Source organism: Streptomyces sp. NPDC033845 (assembly GCF_055576225.1).
In genome coordinates, this window is the sequence record NZ_JBVIRI010000018.1 from 87,505 (window position 1) to 105,914 (window position 18,410).

Consider the following 18,410-nt stretch of genomic DNA (forward strand, 5'->3'; position numbering starts at 1 on the left):
TGATGCGGGGCGGAGCCGCCGGACCCCCGACCGGCTGCTCCGCCCCGCTTCCCCCCCAAGGCCTCCGCCCCACCCCCGCGGGACGGCCCCCATCGGCCGTGGTCGTACCGCCGCCGTCAGGCGACGAGCTCTTCGAAGGACTCCGCCTCGTCACGGCCGAAGCTCAGCGCCTCGTCCTCCCGCAGCCGGCGCAGCGAGCGCCAGATGCTCGACTTCACGGTGCCGACGCTGATGTCCAGGATCTCGGCGATCTCCGGGTCCGTGCGGCCCTCGTAGTAGCGCAGCACCAGCATGGTGCGCTGCGGCTCCGGCAGCCGGGTGAGCGCCTGCCACAGGACCGCGCGCAGCTCGGTGCCGCGCATCGCGTCCGTGTCGCCGACCGTCTCCGGCAGCTCCTCGGTCGGGTACTCGTTCAGCTTCCGCCGCCGCCAGGCGCTGATGTGCAGGTTCGTCATGGTGCGGCGCAGATAGCCGCCGACCGCCGCCTTGTCGGTGATCCGGTCCCAGGCCCGGTAGGTGGAGAACAGCGCGCTCTGCAGCAGGTCCTCGGCCTCGTGCCGGTCACCGGTCAGGTGGAAGGCGGTGGCGAAGAGCGCCGCCCGGCGCTCCTGGACGTACGCGGTGAACTCCGCCTCGGCGGCCGAGGACGGCAGCGGCGCGGGAGCGGGGACCGCCGGGGACTCCTCGCGCGGGGCGGGAACCGCCCGGTACGCGGTGGCGTCAATGGCTGTGAGACGGACCGGCCGGGGCCGGGTGACCGGGCGGACGGCCGCCCGGCGGTTCACATCGTGCAGCCGCGTGACAACCGCGCTGGTCGTGGTGCTGTGCAGCGTGTTCATCTCGCGCCTCCTCCGTGGTCCGACACCCAGAAGACTGCCGGGCGGGCATGACCGGGGTGTCCGCCGACTGTCACAGGGCTGTCACAGCGGACGGCGGCGGACCCCCGCGAGGTGCCCCGTCAGGTGCCCGCCGGACGTCCGTCAGGTGCCCGTCAAGGGCCCGTCGGGCGCGCGGTGGCCGATCGTGACCGTCCGACGGTCGAAGTACGGAGGGGCCATGGGACAGAATGAGCGGGTGCCTTTCCTGTTGCTGATCGAGGACGACGACGCCATCCGCACGGCCCTCGAACTCTCCCTGTCACGCCAGGGCCACCGTGTGGCCACCGCGGCGACGGGCGAGGACGGCCTGAAACTGCTGCGCGAGCAGCGGCCGGACCTGATCGTGCTGGACGTGATGCTGCCCGGGATCGACGGCTTCGAGGTCTGCCGCCGGATCCGGCGCACCGACCAGCTGCCGATCATCCTGCTGACCGCCCGGAGCGACGACATCGACGTGGTCGTCGGCCTGGAGTCCGGTGCCGACGACTACGTGGTGAAGCCCGTGCAGGGCCGGGTGCTGGACGCCCGGATCCGGGCCGTGCTGCGCCGCGGCGAGCGCGAGGCCAGCGACTCCGCCTCCTTCGGGTCCCTGGTCATCGACCGGGCCGCGATGACCGTCACCAAGAACGGCGAGGACCTCCAGCTCACCCCGACCGAGCTGCGGCTGCTGCTGGAACTCAGCCGCCGGCCCGGCCAGGCGCTGTCCCGGCAGCAACTGCTCCGGCTGGTCTGGGAGCACGACTACCTCGGCGACTCCCGGCTGGTGGACGCCTGTGTGCAGCGGCTGCGCGCCAAGGTCGAGGACGTGCCGTCCTCGCCGACGCTCATCCGGACCGTCCGCGGGGTCGGCTACCGCCTGGACTCCCCGCAGTGATCCGCCCGCTGCTCGCGGGCCGGCGCTGGACCAGCCTGCGGCTGCGGCTCCTCATCGTCTTCGCCCTGGTCGCGCTGACCGCCGCGGTGTCCGCCTCGGGGATCGCGTACTGGCTGAACCGGGAGGCGGTGCTCACCCGGACCCAGGACGCGGCCCTCGGCGACTTCCGGCAGGAGATGCAGGACCGGGCGGCGGCGCTGCCCGGCGAACCGACCCCGCAGGAACTCCAGCGGACCGCCGAGCTGATGGCGGGCAGCGCCCCCGGGTACAGCGTGCTGCTGGTCGACGAGCGGAAGGACGGCCGGAAGGTCTCCGGGTCGGGCGGACCGGAGGCGTTCACCCTGGGCGACGTCCCCAAGTCCCTCCAGCACGCGGTGAACGACCGCCAGAAGGTCACCGCCGACGACGGCTCCGGCTACCGGATGTACTGGCAGCGGACCACCCCCGGCGGCAACCCCTACCTGGTCGGCGGCACCCGGATCGTCGGCGGCGGGCCGACCGGCTACATGTACAAGTCGCTGGCCACCGAACGGGACGACCTGAACGCGCTGGGCTGGTCGCTGTGCGTCGCCACCGTGCTGGCCCTGCTCGGGTCGGCGCTGCTGGCGCAGGCCGCCGCCCGGACCGTCCTCAAGCCGGTGCAGCGGCTCGGCGACGCCGCCCGCCGGCTGGGCGAGGGCGAACTGGACACCCGGCTGGACGTCTCCGGCACCGACGAACTCGCCGACCTGTCGCACACCTTCAACAAGACGGCCGAGGCGCTGGAGAAGAAGGTCGCCGACATGAGCGCCCGGGAGGAGTCCAGCCGCCGCTTCGTCGCCGACATGTCGCACGAGCTGCGGACCCCGCTGACCGCCCTGACCGCCGTCACCGAGGTGCTGGAGGAGGAGATCGACGGCCTCGACCCGATGATCGCCCCCGCGGTGGAACTGGTGGTCAGCGAGACCCGGCGGCTGAACGTCCTGGTGGAGAACCTGATGGAGGTCACCCGCTTCGACGCGGGCACCGCCCGGCTGGTCCTCGACGACGTGGACGTGGCCGACCAGGTCACCGCCTGCATCGACGCCCGCGCCTGGCTGGACGCCGTCGAACTCGACGCGGAACGCGGGATCGTGGCCCGGCTGGACCCCCGCCGGCTCGACGTGATCCTGGCCAACCTGATCGGTAACGCCCTCAAGCACGGCGGCTCCCCGGTCCGGGTGTCCGTCCGGATCGACGGCCAGTGGCTGGTCATCGCGGTCAAGGACAACGGCCCCGGCATCCCGGAAGAGGTCCTGCCGCACGTCTTCGACCGCTTCTACAAGGCCAGCGCCTCCCGGCCCAAGTCGGACGGCAGCGGACTGGGACTCTCCATCGCCATGGAGAACGCGCACATCCACGGCGGCGAGATCTCCGCGGCCAACTCCCCCGGAGGCGGCGCGCTGTTCACGCTGCGGCTGCCGACGGACGTGGGAAGGGCGGAACCGGCCGATGACGACGCGTAACGGCGCGCCGGCGGGCGCGGGCGGACTGCTGCTCCTCGGGGCGGTGGCCGGGGCGCTGCTGCTGTCCGGCTGCGGGATCCGGGCCACCACCGTGCCGGTGGACGTCGGCGCGGCGCCCTCCCGGGTGTCCTGCGACACCCCGGCACAGCCCGCCCAGTCCTCGGCCCCCGGCCTCCGGACCACCGTGGAACTGGTCTGCGGCTCCCAGCTGGTGGGGGTGGAGCGGCTGGTCCCGGTGCCCGGGAAGCGGTCGGCGCGGGAGCCGTCGGCGCTGGTGGCGCAGGCGCTGCTGGAGGCCCTGGAGGGCGAGGTGTCGGCCGAGGAACGGGACGCCGGCTTCACCACGGACGTGCCGGACAACCTGTCCACGGCGCGCTCCCGGCCCGGCGACCCGAAGGGCACCCTGCGGCTGAACCGCCGCCCCGAGGACCTCCCGCCGGTCGCCCTGGCCCAGCTGGTGTGCACCCTGGCGGGCAGCGAGGCGTACGCGGCCGGCGGCGAGGGCCCGGTGATCCTGGGCGGCCCGGACGCGGACCCGCCGCGCAGCTGGGACTGCACCGAGGCCATGCGGGCCCGCCCCGAGTCGGTGCCCACCCTCGGCGAGATCGCCCGCCCGACCGCATCGCCCACCACCGCGCCCTGAGCGCCCGCGCCCCGAGGGCGTACGGGGGCCCGGTGGCGGGGCCGCTCAGGTCCGCCACCGGGCGTTCTGGGGGGGGGAGGGGGGACGGGCCGGGGTCAGTTCGCCGCGTAGACGCGGACGGCGAACTCGGCGATGTCCTCGTCGGAGAGGTTCCTGGCCAGGTTCGCCTCGGTGATCATCCCGATCAGACGGTGGCCGTTCCGCACGTCGATCACCGGCAGCCGCTTGATCTGGTGCACCTCCATGGTGTCCAGCGCGGTCGTCGCGGCCGTCTCGGCGTCCACCCAGTGCAGGATGCCGCCCAGCTCACCGGCCAGCATCCGGGCCGGGTCGAGGCCCTCGGCACAGCACCGGACCACGATGTCCCGGTCGGTGATCAGCCCCTGGAGGCGTTGGTCGTCACCGCAGATCGGCAGACAGCCCACGTTCAGGTCGCGCATCATCCGCGCGGCCTCCAGCAGGGTCTGGTGCTCGCCGACGCACTGCACCCCCTCGGTCATGATGTCCCGGGCCCGCAGGTCGTCCGTCATGGCGTTCCTCCGTCCTTCCCGCTTCTTTCCGTTCCTTCCCGTCGCCGCCCCCCTACGAGCACAGCACGAAAGACCCCGTCCGGCGCGCCGGACGGGGTCTTCCAGGGAATTCGGGCGGCGGGGATCAGATGCCGGCGGCCGCCGCCAGGTCCTTCTTGATCCCGTCCAGCACGTCGGCGCCACGGGCCCGGGCCGAGGCCAGACCGGGGGCGTCGGCCACCGGGACCACCACCTCCAGGTAGCACTTCAGCTTGGGCTCGGTGCCCGAGGGGCGCACGATCACCCGCGCCTTGTACTCGCCGTCCAGGTAGTAGCGCAGACCGTCGGTGGGCGGCAGCGCCTCGGTGCCCCGGCTCAGGTCCTCCGCCGAGACCACCCGCAGACCCGCCAGCGCCACCGGCGGCTCCTCGCGGAGCCGGCGCATCGCGTCGGCGATCACCGAGAGGTCCTGGACCCGGACCGACAGCTGGTCGGTGGCGTGCAGGCCGTGGGCCATCGCCAGATCGTCCAGCAGGTCGGTCAGCGACCGGCCCCGCTCCTTCAGCTCCGAGGCCAGCTCCGCCACCAGCAGCGCGGCGGTCACCCCGTCCTTGTCGCGGACCCCCTCGGGGTCCACGCAGTAGCCGAGGGCCTCCTCGTAGCCGTAGCGCAGACCCTCCACCCGGGAGATCCACTTGAAACCGGTCAGGGTCTCCTCGTACGGCAGGCCCGCAGCCTCCGCGATCCGCCCCAGCAGCGAGGAGGACACGATGGACTCGGCGAACACGCCCCGCGCGCCCTTGTGCACCAGGTGCGCCGCCAGCAGCGCGCCGACCTCGTCGCCGCGCAGCATCCGCCAGCCGCCCGGCACCGAGTCGTCCGGCACGGCCACCGCGCAGCGGTCCGCGTCCGGGTCGTTGGCGATCACGATGTCCGGGCCGGCCGCGCGGGCCGTCTCGAAGGCCAGGTCCATGGCCCCCGGCTCCTCCGGATTGGGGAACGCCACGGTGGGGAAGGCCGGGTCCGGCTCCGCCTGCTCGGCGACCAGCACCGGCTCCGGGAAACCGGCCCGCGCGAACGCCGCCAGGACCACGTCCTTGCCGACCCCGTGCATGGCCGTGTAGACGGTCCGCACACCCCGGGCGGACCCGGGGCTCAGCACGGCGTCCGTACGCGCCAGATAGGCCTCCAGGACCTCGTCGCCGAGCTGCTCCCAGCCGTCGGCCGGGCGCGGCACGCCGGCCAGCGGGCCGACCGCCGCGATCTCGGCGGCGATCTCGGCGTCCGCCGGGGAGACGATCTGCGAGCCGTCGCCGAGGTACACCTTGTAGCCGTTGTCCCGGGGAGGGTTGTGGCTCGCGGTCACCTCGACGCCGGCGACGGCGCCCAGGTGCCTTATGGCGTACGCGAGGACGGGCGTCGGCAGCGGCCGGGGCAGCACGGCGGCGCGCAGTCCGGCGCCGGTCATCACGGCCGCGGTGTCGCGGGCGAAGTCCTCGGACTTGTAGCGGGCGTCGTAGCCGACGACCACGAGTCCGCCCGCGTGCCCCCGGGCCTTCAGATAGGCGGCCAGGCCGGCCGCCGCCCGGATGACCACCGAGCGGTTCATCCGCATCGGACCGGCCCCGATCTCACCGCGCAGTCCGGCGGTGCCGAACTGCAGGGTGCCGGAGAACCGGTCCGCGAGCTCGGTGAGGTCCTCGGCCTCGACGAGCGCGCCGAGCTCGGCCGCCGTCTCGGGGTCCGGGTCCTCGGCCAGCCATGCCCGGGCCCGTGTGATCAGATCGTCCTGCACTGCTTCCGCCTCACCTCTCGCGTCGCGTTCGCCTCGTCCTACCAGCCCGATCAGATGCGGTCGAGGACCCGGGTCAGGAGCTGCCCCATTCGGGCGGCGGAGTCGCGGCCCGCCTGGAGCACCTCCTCGTGGTTGAGCGGCTCGCCGGACAGGCCCGCCGCCAGGTTGGTGACCAGGGAGATCCCGAGGACCTCGGCGCCGGCCTCGCGGGCCGCGATGGCCTCCAGCGCGGTGGACATGCCGACCAGGTCGGCGCCCATCACGCGGATCATGTTGATCTCGGCCGGGGTCTCGTAGTGCGGCCCGGGGAACTGCACGTAGACGCCCTCTTCGAGGGTCTCGTCGATCTCCTTGCAGAGCGTGCGCAGACGCTGCGAGTAGAGGTCGGTGAGGTCCACGAAGTTCGCGCCGACGATCGGCGAGGTCGCGGTCAGGTTGATGTGGTCGCTGATCAGGACCGGCTGGCCGGGGCGCATGCCCTCGCGCAGACCGCCGCAGCCGTTGGTGAGGACGACCGTCTTGCAGCCGGCGGCCACGGCGGTGCGGACCCCGTGGGCGACCGCGGCGACACCGCGGCCCTCGTAGTAGTGGGTGCGGCCGAGGAAGACCAGCGCGCGCTTCTCGCCGATCTTGTACGAGCGGACCTTGCCGCCGTGGCCGGCGACCGCGGCGGCCGGGAAGCCGGGCAGCTCGGTGATCGGGAACTCGGCGTCGGGGGTGCCGAGGGCCTCGGCGGCGGGCGCCCAGCCGGAGCCCATCACGAGGGCGACGTCGTGGGTCTCGGCGCCGGTGAGCTCGCGCAGACGCGCGGCGGCGGCGTCGGCGGCGGCCTGGGGATCGGTAAGAGATGCGTTCACGCCGACGAGCGTAGCCGCTCTCGGCCTACGCGCGTAGATGGCACAGCTCACGGTGTTCGGATCGTTGCCTTGTCGTTTCCGACGATATGCGCCGTCACCCCAGGTCAGCGGGCCGCACCCGGCCCCGGCGGGGGTCGGCCGGGCTCAGCAGGGGCGCTTGCGGAGTTCCATCACGTAGTCGTGCGGGGCGCCGGCCGACTCGGCGGCGTCGGCGATCTCGCCCAGGTAGCGGGCCGAGGGCAGCCCGCCCTCGTAGCCGTTGAGGACGTACACCCAGGCCGCCTCCTCGCCGTCCAGGGTGTGCACCCGGACCCGCATCCGGCGGTAGATGTCCAGCCCGACGCCCTCCCAGCGGTCCATGGACTCCTCGTCCAGCGGGGCGATGTCGTACAGAGCCACGAACACCTGGTGGCGCGGGGCTTCGACGACGGTGGCGAGCGCGCCCTCCCAGCCCATCTGCTCGCCGCCGAAGGTCAGCCGCCAGTCGTTGATCCAGCCGGTGCCGCGCAGCGGGGAATGCGGAGCGCGGCGCGTCATCAGCCGCGGGTCGAGGTTGCCGGCGTACGCGGCGTAGAGCGACATGGGGTCGAGGGTACGGGAGCGGGGGGCCGGGCCGCCCTCCCGCCCGCACTCCGGTCCGGGACGGGCGGGCGGGAGGTCCCGGTCCGGTGCCGGACGGGCGCCCCGGGCGGAAGCATCTTGAAGCGTGCGGGACAATGGGGCACGGAATGGATCCCCCGGGGAGACCCCCGGACACCCCGGCCGGGGCGGCAGCCGGCCGGGTAGACGTGAGGCGGACTTTTCGTGACCCGGATCGTGATCATCGGCGGCGGACCCGGCGGCTATGAGGCGGCTCTCGTGGGCGCCCAGCTCGGCGCGGAGGTGACCGTCGTCGACTGCGACGGTCTGGGCGGGGCGTCGGTGCTCACCGACTGCGTGCCCTCGAAGACCCTCATCGCCACCGCAGAGGTGATGACGAACTTCGACTCCTCCTACGAGGAGCTCGGCATCATCGTCGCCGACGACACCCCCCACATCGAGCAGGCCGCCCGCGTGGTCGGCGTGGACCTCGGCAAGGTCAACCGACGGGTCAAGCGCCTCGCGCTCGCCCAGTCCCACGACATCACCGCCTCCGTCACCCGGGCCGGCGCCCGGGTCATGCGCGGCCGCGGCAAGCTCGGCGGCCCGCAGGGCATCGACGGCACCCGGGACGTGATCGTCACCGCGGCCGACGGCACCGAGACCATCCTGACCGCCGACGCCGTACTGATCGCCACCGGCGGCCACCCGCGAGAGATCCCGGACGCCCAGCCCGACGGCGAGCGCATCCTCAACTGGACCCAGGTGTACGACCTGGATGAGCTCCCCGAGGAACTCATCGTGGTCGGCTCCGGCGTCACCGGCGCCGAGTTCGCCGGCGCCTACCAGGCCCTCGGCTCCCGGGTCACCCTGGTCTCCTCCCGCGACCGGGTGCTGCCGGGCGAGGACCCGGACGCGGCCGCCGTACTGGAGGACGTCTTCCGGCGGCGCGGCATGAACGTGGTGGGCCGCTCCCGCGCCGAGTCCGCCAAGCGGGTCGGCGACCGGGTCGAGGTCACCCTCTCCGACGGCCGGGTCATCACCGGCACCCACTGCCTGATGGCGGTCGGCGCCATCCCGAACACCAAGGACATGAACCTGGAGGAGTCCGGGGTCAAGCTGAAGGAGTCCGGGCACATCTGGACCGACAAGGTCTCCCGCACCTCCTCGCCCGGCGTGTACGCGGCCGGCGACGTCACCGGCATCTTCGCCCTGGCCTCGGTCGCGGCCATGCAGGGCCGCATCGCGATGTACCACTTCCTCGGCGACGCGGTCACCCCGCTCAACCTGAAGACGGTCTCCTCGAACGTCTTCACCGACCCGGAGATCGCCACCGTCGGCTACACCCAGGCCGACGTGGACTCCGGCAGGATCGACGCCAAGGTGGTGAAGCTGCCGCTGCTGCGCAACCCGCGGGCCAAGATGCAGGGCATCCGGGACGGCTTCGTGAAGCTGTTCTGCCGCCCCGGCACCGGCATCGTGGTCGGCGGGGTGGTGGTCTCGCCGCGCGCCAGCGAGCTGATCCACCCCATCTCGATCGCGGTCGACAACAATCTGACGGTCGAGCAGATCGCAAACGCGTTCACCGTGTACCCCTCGCTGTCCGGTTCGATCGCCGAGGTGGCCCGCCAGCTGCACACCCGGAAGGCCTCCGGGGAGGGCTGATCTGCGGCGAACAGCGCCCGTACGCAAGGGGGTTGGGGGACCGGTGGGTTCGCGGCGCCGAGTGTTCACGAACAACTCGGGCCGCGTATACCACTAGTCACCCCACCTTGCGGACAACTTCGGTATTCCGGCGCAAGGAGCTGAAAGCAGACGGTCGTCCGCGTTACCGTCTGTTTCGTGTTCGCTGCAGAACGTCGCCAGTTGATCCTCGAAATGGTGCGCGCCAACGGGGCTGTATCGCTCCGTGAGCTCGCCCGCGTCGTCCAGACCTCCGAAGTAACCGTACGGCGGGACGTGCGGGCACTGGAGGCAGAAGGACTCCTCGACCGCCGGCACGGCGGTGCGGTCTTGCCGGGCGGTTTCACGCGGGAGTCCGGCTTTCCGCAAAAGTCCCATCTCGCGACGGCGGAGAAGACCGCCATCGCCGATGTCGCGGCCGGCCTCGTCGAAGAGGGCGAAGCCGTGGTCGTCGGCGCCGGCACCACCACCCAGGAGCTGGCCCGCCGGCTCGCCCGGGTGCCCGGACTCACCGTGGTCACCAACTCCCTGCTGGTCGCCCAGGCCCTGGCCCACGCCAACCGGGTCGAGGTCGTCATGACCGGCGGCACCCTCCGCGGCTCCAACTACGCGCTGGTCGGCAGCGGGGCGGAGCAGTCCCTCCAGGGGCTCCGGGTCTCCCGGGCCTTCCTCTCGGGCAGCGGTCTGACCGCGGAGCGGGGCCTGTCCACCTCCAACATGCTCAGCGCGAGCGTGGACCGGGCCCTGGTACAGGCGGCGGCCGAGGTGGTGGTCCTCGCGGACCACACCAAGCTCGGCACCGACACCATGTTCCAGACGGTCCCCACGGACGTCATCACCCGCCTGGTCACCGACGAGCCGCCCCCGCACGACGACCGCGCGGCCGCCGAACTCCAGGCCCTCGCGGACCAGGGCGTCCAGGTCACCGTGGCCGGCTCCACCCACCCCGCCGCCTCCGGCGACCCGGCCCCGGGCCGCCGCCAGCCCCGCCGGGAATCCCCCCTCCCGGTCCAGCGCCGCGGTGGCCCCACCGCCCAACTCCGCAGCGCCCCGGCGCTGCCGGACGTGGGCGACCGGGAACGGGAGCGCGAACGCGCGAGAGTGGCGGACATGCGGCGGCGGTAGGGGCGAAACGCCGGAAGCCCCATCGGGCAGGGCCGATGGGGCTTCCGGCGTTCGGTGGGTCCGGCCCCGCAGTTCTCCTGCGGGGCCGGACCCGTTTCAGTCTTCGTCCGTCCAGCTCTCGAATCCCCGGTCCGGGTAATCCGTGGGGAAGAAGGGGCAGTCGAGTCTTCCTTCGAGGAACATCAGCACGACTTCCGGTGACGATGCATGCACCACCATGTGGTCCAGCTGGCCTGCTTCGACGATCAAAGTGGGCCAGGTCTCCGGATCCCCGGCGGGGATCCAGAAGACGCAGTCGGCGTTGTCGGTTGCCCCCCATTCGATGAGCTCGTCAGGGCCGATGCCGAAACGAGCCAATGCTGAGCGGATCTCCGGGATTTCCTTCTCTGTCAGGATCTGGGCTGACGCCCGTGTGCGCACTCCGATCTCGGGCCAGATCTCCGGATTCGAGTTTCCGTAGATCCAGAAGAAATCGTTGAAGCTGCCGGGACCGTAGGCGTCCAGCATGGCCGTGTGGCCGGCCGGAACGACCGGGATTCCCTCGCCGCCCGAGCCCGGGTACCTGCCGGTGGCAGGTGGCGGGCAGAGGCTGATCAGTGCGTCCAAGGGCTTCACGTCGAGATCCTAGAAGTTGGGGAAGGTCTGGTCATAGGACCAACCGGATTCACCGACGGCCTCAATGCGTACACCTACTGCTCGGTACTTCGCATCACCGTAGATGGGCGTGACGCTCAGGATGACGGTATCTCCGGTTTTCTTGACGTATTTGGCGATCATGTCCTCCGCTGAGGAGATGGCCCCGTTGTTGATGTCCTTGCCCTGCGCGATGATGTTCCGCATGTCGGTGCCGGAGCCGCCGAACTGCGCTCCGATCAAGTGGCCTCGCGAGTCACCCTTTCGGAATCCGTGAGGCTTCTTGCCGCCAGGCGGACTGCCGGTTTTGGCGGCCAGGGACTCCCGCGTCACCTCCACGTAGGCGGCTCCGCGCCGTCCCTCACTGATCTCGGAGTAGAGGGGGCCGCAGTTGTGGACGAGGACGGGCGCCGCACCCGCCAGCACGTAGTACGTGTGCTCGTCGGCAACGGTGAGGTTGCGTACGGTCGCCTGCTGGGTCCACCGCTTGACCGCGGTGACCTGGACCCAGGTACCGCTGGAGGTGTGCAGCCACTCACCGGCGGTGAGATCGGTCGCGTTCACCCACTTGCCGAGGGCGGGAGCCCAGAAGGGGTGGTTGCCCGTGGCGGTCAGGGAGTCGACGGCGTCACCGTCGGCACCGTCCGTGTCCACGGTGAGCTCGACCAGTTCCTTCTGGCCCACACCGATGATTTCACCGACGACCGGCTGTGCCCGGGTGATTCCGGTCTCGGCGTTGGTGGCCGCCACCTCATCACCGATCTTGACGTCTTCGATCGGCTTGGACGAACCGTCGGCCAGGAGCACCTCGGTCCCGGGGACGAAGCTGTTCTTGCACGCGGGTGCCTCGGTGCCACCGCTGTCGTCGTCCTTGGAGACGGACTTCTTCGGCCCGTCGGCCTTCTTCGTCTCAGCGGATTTGGACGCCTTGCCGTCACTGCTGGACTTCTTGGCCTTCTGGGCGGATGCCTTGCCCTGTTTGGCGGCGGTGGCCTTGGCCTCGTCGGCTCGTTTTGCGGCGGCTGCTGCCGCTTCTTGTGCGGCTCTGCGGGCCGCTGCTGCTTCTTCCTCCAGTTTCCTGGCGCGTTCGGCGGCTTCCTCTATCTGGCGCTTCCATTCGGCGAGGTCCTCGGCGTACTTGGCCATGGCCTGCTGGTAGCGCTCGACCCTGCGGAGGATGTCGCGGGCGAGGGCGATCTTCTGGGACCAGCTGTTGAAGGCTTCCCAGGCGCGGTCGAGTGCCTTCAGGATCCGCTTGGCACGGCCGGCGAACGGGAGTGCGGCGTCGAGCGCGAGCCCGGCGCAGGCGCCCCATGATCCGCCGAGGCAGTCGCGGATGTCGTTGTAGCCGGAGGCGTCCTTGAGGATGCCCATGGCGATGTCGAGGGCGATGTCCAGGGCGCTCTTGCCCTGGATCATGCGCGCCCAGGCGGCTTCGGCATCCGTGAAGTCCTTGATCGGCATCGTGGGAGGCGCGATCGAGAGACCCGTCGGGTCACTGAACGTCACCGGCGCGTTGTTGCCGTAGACGTACGGGTTGACCTGCTTGGGATCGTTCAGGTCGATGACCGGGTCGACGGAGAGGAACCGTCCCGTCGCCGGGTCGTATTCGCGGGCGCCGAGGTGGACGGTGCCGATGCTCTCGTCGAGCTCACCGCCGACGAAGCCCTTCTTGCCCGGCCATGCGGTCGGGGCCACGCCGCGGACCTCACCGTACGGGGTGAACTTGCGGCGGGTGACGGCTCCGGTCTTGCTGTCCACCGCAGTGGTCGCCGTGCCGTTGTTGTCACCCATCAAGTAGGACGTGGTGATCACGCCGTCCTTGGCCGTCTTGACCATGACGGGGCCGGACGGGTGGGCGTAGTAACGGGTGCCCTCAAGCTTGCCCGCCTTGGTCAGTTTGACCTCGGTGCCGGGCAGATAGAGCGTGGTACCCGTCGAGTCGCGCTTGATCAGCCGATTGCCCGCGGAGTCGTAGACGAATCCGGTTTCGTCGGTGCCCTTCGTGACCTTTTCCAGCTGATTGGCCGAATCCCACGCCAGCGTCTGGGTGTTGCCCTGGATGGTGCGGGTCTTGGTGTTGCCGGCGGCGTCGTAGGTGTAGGACTCGGTGCGGGATCCGTCCGGTCCGGTGGTGTCGACCTTCTTCAGTCCGTTGGCGCCGGGCTGGCCGGGGGTGCCGTAGGTGTAGGTGCGGGTGACGTCCTTGGTGAGGTCGCCGGTGGGGGAGTGCTGGATCTCCTTGGTGCGGTTTCCGGCCGCGTCGAAGCTGTAGGAGGACCAGTACGGGTTCGGCCCGCCGACCTGGGGCTTGCTGCCGGGGCCGGCCGCGTCGGGCTGGGCGGCGCAGTCGTCGGTTGCGGTCCAGGCCTCGTCCATGCGGCGCATGTAGTCGTAGGCGAAGCACTGGGTGTCGGCGGTGGGGTTGGTGCCCTCCTTGTCGGCGATCTTGAGGATGTTGCCGACCGCGTCATAGCCGTAGGAGGTGTCGTTGATCGCGCTGGGCGACTTCTCCTGGGTGTTGACGGTGCGGGTGATGCGCCGGGTCTGCTCGTCGTAGAAGTTCGACGTGTAGACCTGGGAGCCGGCCGCGCCCGCGTAGGTGCGCAGGACGTCGCCCATGGGCGAGTAGTCGACCTTGTCGACGAAGGTCTTGCCCTCGATGCCCATCACGGTGGGCAGTTCGAAGTGGTTGTACTTCTGGGTGATGAGCTCGATGGGCAGACCTGCGACGGCAGGCTGTTCCACCCATTCGGTCAGGCCGGTGTTCTCCCGGTACCCGGTGGTGAACTCGTAGGTGCCGCCGAGCTTGCCCTCCTCGGAGGGAATGGTGATCTTCGAGCCGGTCGGCCGGTACTCGGTGTCGTACCCGGTGACTTCCTGCGTGTAGGCCTTGCCGTCGACGTACCGGGTCGAGGCCACGGGCAGTCCGATGGCACCCGGAAGGGTGTCGAACGTGGCCGAGGTCAGCTTCGGCCCGGCGGCAGAGCCTTCGCGGGTGGCGATCACGCGGCCGAGGGAGTCGTACTCGGGCACCATGATCTTGCCGCGGGCATCGGTGACGGAAGCCAGCCGGTCGCCCTGCCCGTATGTCATGGTCGACGTGCCCTTGTCAGGGTCCGTCTGCTTGGTCTGGCGGCCGCGGAGGTCGAACTCGAAGGTCCACTTGTCGCCGGCCTGGTTGACGACGGACTCCATGGAGCCGTGCTGGTTGTAGCTGTAGGTCGTCTTGTCGTAGGACCCGGTGGGAGTCTCCCCGCGGAACACACGGAGTTCGGTCTTGCGGCCGGCTCCGTCGAGGAAGGCCCGGGTGGGCGCTTCGCCCTTCGGCGGGTCGACGGTGATGTTGTCGCCGCCGTAGGTGGTGGTGGTGCGGGAGGTCTCCTCGCCGAGCTTGCGAGAGATCTGGGCGGTGGACCGCCCGGAGCCGTCGTACTCGGTGACGGTGGAGGACGGGACCTCGTTGTCACGCGGCTGGAACTGGACGCCGGAGGCTTCGCCGGCGGTGTAGTAGGCGCCGTTGGACTTCCAGACCTGTCCGAGGCTGTTGTAGAAGGTGTCGGTGATGATGCGTCCACCGGCCAGGGCTTCCATCTGGGTCTGGCGGATGCGGAGGCTGCTGTCGTAGATGTCGTAGCTGGTGCGGTACGTACCGTCGTCCAGCAGTGCCTTGTTGGTGATGACGACCGGACCGTCGGTACGGACGTCGTAGGAGAAGATCCCGTTCGGCGACTTCGTCGCCGGGCTCCGGGACGGTGACCAGACCTTGGTCAGCCGTCCGAGGGCGTCGTATTCCATGGTCTGACGACGACCGTTGGTGTCCTGTTTCACGAGGACGGTGCCACGGCCTTGGTCGGTCTCCGTGGTTTCGGTGTGACCGGCGTGGTTCGTCGTCACGACCTTGGTGACGATCTGACCCGAGGCCGGGGTGTAGTCGATCTTGGTTGTTTTGCCGAAGACATCGGTGGTGGTCTTCGGGCGGCCGTAGATGTCGAAGGTCGCGCTGCCGTCGACCTGGTACTGCGGGGTGCTGCCGGAGTAGCCGGTCAGCGATTCGGTGGACTTCAGGTTGCCCGCGGCGTCGTAGGACATGCGGGCGTCGGAGGTGACGTCGGCGGGGCGCTGGACCGCAGCGTCACAGGCTTTCGCCACCGTCTCCATGCGCTTCTGGCGGGCGATGATCCAGCGTGCTTCGTCGGACTCGTACTCGTACCGCGTGCAGCTGTCATCGGTGGGGTCGGCGATGTCGCCCTTGTTGGAGACCCATTCGGCGATGCCGCGGTTGTCGTACTTGGTCTCCATGGCGGTGCGGCGCCAGCCTCGGTTCTCCGAGAGGAGGATGCGCGAGTTCACGTGCGTTGTCTGCTGGACGAAGGACTGGAGCGGTTCGATGTCCTCCGCGGGGACCTCGCCCTTGCGCAGGCGGGTCGCCGTGGGTCCGTGGAGCCACGGCGTGTACGTCGTCGCCGCCTCCAGCGCGCCGCCTTCGCCGTTGTAGGCGAGGACTTCGCGGGTCTGGCCGGCGTAGAGGCGGTGGTCGGCGATCTCGTTGTTCTCAGAGTCCTTGACCTTGACGGTCTTCTTTCCGCCGTCGGGGCCGGCGCGGTCGCCGTCGAGGCCGCGGAAGAAGAGGGTCTCGGTCATGGACCGCTTGTCGGGTGCGACACCGATGAGGGTGCGGACCTTGGCGTAGCCGCGCCACTGGGACCAGGTCCGCGTCTTGGGACGCATCATCTCGGTCTCGTCATCGAACGCCCAGGCGGGGTCGCCGATGAACTGGTACTCGGTGCGGCGGGTCGGCGAGTTCCCGTTGCGGTCTTCCTCCTGGACCCAGTCCACGACGTACTTGTGGAACCAGTCGGTGGAGTAGATCTTCCGCTTCCGCTCCGGGTCCGTGGGGTCCGGGAGCTCGGAGATGACGGGGTAGCAGCGGAGGTTGTTCGCCTCCGGCGAGGCCGGCATCACGCGCGGTTCTGCGATTTTGCACTGGTTGTCGGCGTAGTGGGCGCTGATCGTGGAGCCGGTCTCGGTGTCGATGGCTTCGATGCGGTAGCGCTTGTACGGGGCCTTGCCGTCGGCGTGGGCGTCCACGCGGTTGTCGAGCTGCTTGCCCCGGAACTTGACGGGGGGCAGTTCGATCGCGGTGCCGTTCTTGCCCGTGTGGCGGATCTCGGAGAGCCACAGGGGGTAGTCGGTGCCGTCGCCGGTGTCGGGGAAGCCCTGCACCAGGTTCCAGGTGTCGACCGGCTTGTGGGTGGTGCCGTTCCACACGAAGGTGCTGACCTCGGTCAGCCGCTTACGCGAGAAGAACGTGGGCGTGAAGCGGCCCTTGCACTCCTCGCCGGAGGCGCACAGCTGGTCACCGGGGGTGTCGGGCCATTCCTTGGCGATGTTCCAGTCGACCTCGGGCTTCAGCTTGGCGGGGTCGCAGTCGAAGGTCTGCGTCTTCAGGCAGCGCTCCTCGACCTTGAACCGGGCCTCGGCGGGCGCGCTGGCGAACAGGTTGTCGCTGCGCAGGCCCCAGCTGATGTGGTCGAGCCAGCCGGAGCGGTCGTAGGCGCGAGCCGTCGAACCACCGGCGATCTTGTAGTTGGAGCCGTAGAAGTTGCCTTCCTTCTGGTACCAGTACGTCATCGCGTTGCCGCGCGGGTCGACGACGTAGTCGAGGTTCCAGCGGTAGGCCTGGTTGCAGACGGCATCCGCGAACGTGCTGTTGTAGCAGGGCTCACCGGGGTGGTTGGCGTAGACGGGCACGTTCCAGGTGGAGTTCGTGACCGGCTTGCCCGCCGCCCAGCCGTTCAGCTTGTTCAGACCGAAGTAGAACTGGATGCCGTTCGGGTTCGTGAACCGCCAGTAGTCACCCTCCTTGTCGCCGTTGTCGGCGCCGGAGAGCTGCTCGATCTTCGAGCCGTCGTCCTTCGCGGGACGCCACTTCTTCGTCGCATCGTCGAGAACGAGCTGCGTCGAGCCACCGTTGAGGGACATGGTGACCATCGGTGCGCCGTGGCAGAGGTCGCCGGTGTCGTCCTTCGGGTTGTTGAACCCCGATCCCTCGCGCTTGTCCTGGCTGCACGGGACGTAACCGCGCTCGATGTAGTTCGAGGCCAGGTCCCAGCCGTCACCCACCCACGACGTCTGCTGCGCCGAGGCGTTCGTGCGGCCGTCGATGTTCGCGCTCGAATAGCCGAGTGAGAGGGACGGGCTCGGACCACCCAGCGAAGCCGGGATGTCCAGCGGGTAGGACCAGGAGAAGTCACCCGCGGAGCCGCCGGCCTGCCACGAGCCCGAAGCGCTGAGGCTGGTGGCCTTGAAGGAGCCGTTGGCTCCCTGGGCGCCGGGTGCGGCTGCCAGGGTCATGCCACCCGCAGAAGCGGGGGCGGCCAGAGCGCTCTTCAGCGCCTTGCCGGCCGGCTGCGGAGCAGCCTTGGCCGGGACCTCGAAGGTGGCGACCAGCTTGCCGGTCTCGTAGTTGTTCTGCGTGGTGACGGGGAAGCTGCCCTGGCAGTCGGGATGCTTCGGGGTGGTCAGGGCGCAGGAGGGGATGGCGGTGAAGCGGAGGCGGGAGCCCCAGCTGCCGCCGTAGGCGTTCTTGAACGCCTTGTAGTCCAGCTCCACCGACACCGGCGCGGCACTCTTACCGGCGTCGGTGCGGTTGACGTTCAGGAAGACGTTGCCGGGACGGCCCGCACGCTTCGCGGCGGTCTGGTCGAGGAGGTCGACCTTCACCTTCACACCCGTCGGCGTGGCCGCCGGGGCCTTCGCAGCCAGCGAGGACTTCGACTTCGCCGCCGCCGGAACCGTCGCCGGAGCAACAGCCGCGACCGACACCGGGAGCTTGCCCGCCTTGACCGGCTTCCCGGCCAGGCCGGCGTCCTTCACGGCCTGGCCGAACGCACCCGCCGTGGCCGACTTCAGCGCCGTCTTCGGCGCCATCGGGGCGTCCGGCAGGGCTATTTCAGCCGTCCCGGCCGCCGGCCAGGCGATCTTCGGGGCGCCCTTCCACGCCTTCAGGTCGGACTCGGCGGGGCCCTTCGCGGGCTTGCCCTTCACGTCCTCGCCGGTGACCTTCGTCAGCTTCTGCAGGCCCGGGAGCTTCGCTCCCGAGGCCGCGGAGGCCTCGATCACCGTCATACCGCTCGCGAGCAGCGTCGTGGCCAGCAGCGGTATCGGCCACCGCCAGACACGCCTCAAAGGCGCGCGCATAGCGCCCGCCTGGGTCCTTCTCAAATCGAACACTCCCCCGTTGTGTAACGCGGATCACAGTGACCCGCGGACATGTGTATTCACGGTGAACCTAACAGCGGAGAGAGGCGGACGGCTAAATTCCGCCGAGGGGCTCAACTGGACTCG

General features: G+C 70.3%; 12 protein-coding genes. 5 read left to right on the forward strand and 7 right to left on the reverse strand.

Annotated features, from left to right (window positions below; translation table 11 throughout):
• Positions 1–116: 116 nt before the first annotated feature.
• Positions 117–839, reverse strand: coding sequence for a SigE family RNA polymerase sigma factor (locus ACZ50K_RS29930; protein WP_468908589.1), 723 nt, complete (start codon positions 837–839; stop codon positions 117–119).
• 235 nt (positions 840–1,074) lie between these two features.
• Between ACZ50K_RS29930 and afsQ1 the strand changes: the two genes are divergently transcribed.
• From afsQ1 to ACZ50K_RS29945, 3 genes are read left to right on the forward strand one after another with little or no spacing between them, the layout of a single operon-like run.
• Positions 1,075–1,752 carry a two-component system response regulator AfsQ1 gene (gene afsQ1 / locus ACZ50K_RS29935; RefSeq protein WP_366478784.1) on the forward strand — a complete coding sequence of 226 codons (678 nt, stop codon included), beginning with the start codon at positions 1,075–1,077 and terminating at the stop codon, positions 1,750–1,752.
• Complete coding sequence (locus ACZ50K_RS29940) at positions 1,650–3,236, forward strand: sensor histidine kinase (protein ID WP_468908626.1); 1,587 nt, start codon at positions 1,650–1,652, stop codon at positions 3,234–3,236. Before afsQ1 ends, ACZ50K_RS29940 begins: the two co-directional genes overlap by 103 nt.
• Positions 3,223–3,879, forward strand: coding sequence for a hypothetical protein (locus tag ACZ50K_RS29945; protein ID WP_468908590.1), 657 nt, complete (start codon positions 3,223–3,225; stop codon positions 3,877–3,879). The genes ACZ50K_RS29940 and ACZ50K_RS29945 overlap by 14 nt, the downstream gene beginning before the upstream one ends.
• A 95-nt stretch (positions 3,880–3,974) precedes the next feature.
• On the opposite strand, the gene ACZ50K_RS29950 is transcribed toward ACZ50K_RS29945, so the two are convergent.
• The 4 genes from ACZ50K_RS29950 to ACZ50K_RS29965 all read right to left on the reverse strand — a co-directional run bounded on the left by ACZ50K_RS29950 (position 3,975) and on the right by ACZ50K_RS29965 (position 7,622).
• Positions 3,975–4,409: a CBS domain-containing protein gene (locus ACZ50K_RS29950; protein ID WP_468908591.1), complete on the reverse strand. Its 435-nt coding sequence runs from the start codon at positions 4,407–4,409 to the stop codon at positions 3,975–3,977.
• Positions 4,410–4,533: 124 nt separating this feature from the next.
• Positions 4,534–6,183 carry a phospho-sugar mutase gene (locus ACZ50K_RS29955; protein ID WP_468908593.1) on the reverse strand — a complete coding sequence of 550 codons (1,650 nt, stop codon included), beginning with the start codon at positions 6,181–6,183 and terminating at the stop codon, positions 4,534–4,536.
• A gap of 50 nt (positions 6,184–6,233) precedes the next feature.
• A complete protein-coding gene (locus tag ACZ50K_RS29960) occupies positions 6,234–7,040 on the reverse strand; it encodes a purine-nucleoside phosphorylase (protein WP_468908595.1) in 807 nt (268 codons plus the stop codon).
• Positions 7,041–7,184: 144 nt separating this feature from the next.
• Positions 7,185–7,622: a gamma-glutamylcyclotransferase family protein gene (locus tag ACZ50K_RS29965; protein ID WP_468908597.1), complete on the reverse strand. Its 438-nt coding sequence runs from the start codon at positions 7,620–7,622 to the stop codon at positions 7,185–7,187.
• 222 nt (positions 7,623–7,844) lie between these two features.
• Between ACZ50K_RS29965 and ACZ50K_RS29970 the strand changes: the two genes are divergently transcribed.
• Both ACZ50K_RS29970 and ACZ50K_RS29975 read left to right on the forward strand, forming a co-directional pair.
• Positions 7,845–9,284, forward strand: coding sequence for an NAD(P)H-quinone dehydrogenase (locus ACZ50K_RS29970; protein WP_468908599.1), 1,440 nt, complete (start codon positions 7,845–7,847; stop codon positions 9,282–9,284).
• Positions 9,285–9,461: 177 nt separating this feature from the next.
• Complete coding sequence (locus tag ACZ50K_RS29975; protein ID WP_468908600.1) at positions 9,462–10,427, forward strand: DeoR/GlpR family DNA-binding transcription regulator; 966 nt, start codon at positions 9,462–9,464, stop codon at positions 10,425–10,427.
• Positions 10,428–10,523: 96 nt separating this feature from the next.
• Here ACZ50K_RS29975 and ACZ50K_RS29980 read toward each other — a convergent pair whose 3' ends face one another.
• Positions 10,524–11,042 (reverse strand): hypothetical protein, encoded by a 519-nt coding sequence (locus ACZ50K_RS29980; RefSeq protein WP_468908601.1) that lies wholly within the window; start codon positions 11,040–11,042, stop codon positions 10,524–10,526.
• A gap of 9 nt (positions 11,043–11,051) precedes the next feature.
• A complete protein-coding gene (locus ACZ50K_RS29985) occupies positions 11,052–18,251 on the reverse strand; it encodes a polymorphic toxin-type HINT domain-containing protein (RefSeq protein ID WP_468908602.1) in 7,200 nt (2,399 codons plus the stop codon).
• Positions 18,252–18,410 lie beyond the last annotated feature (159 nt).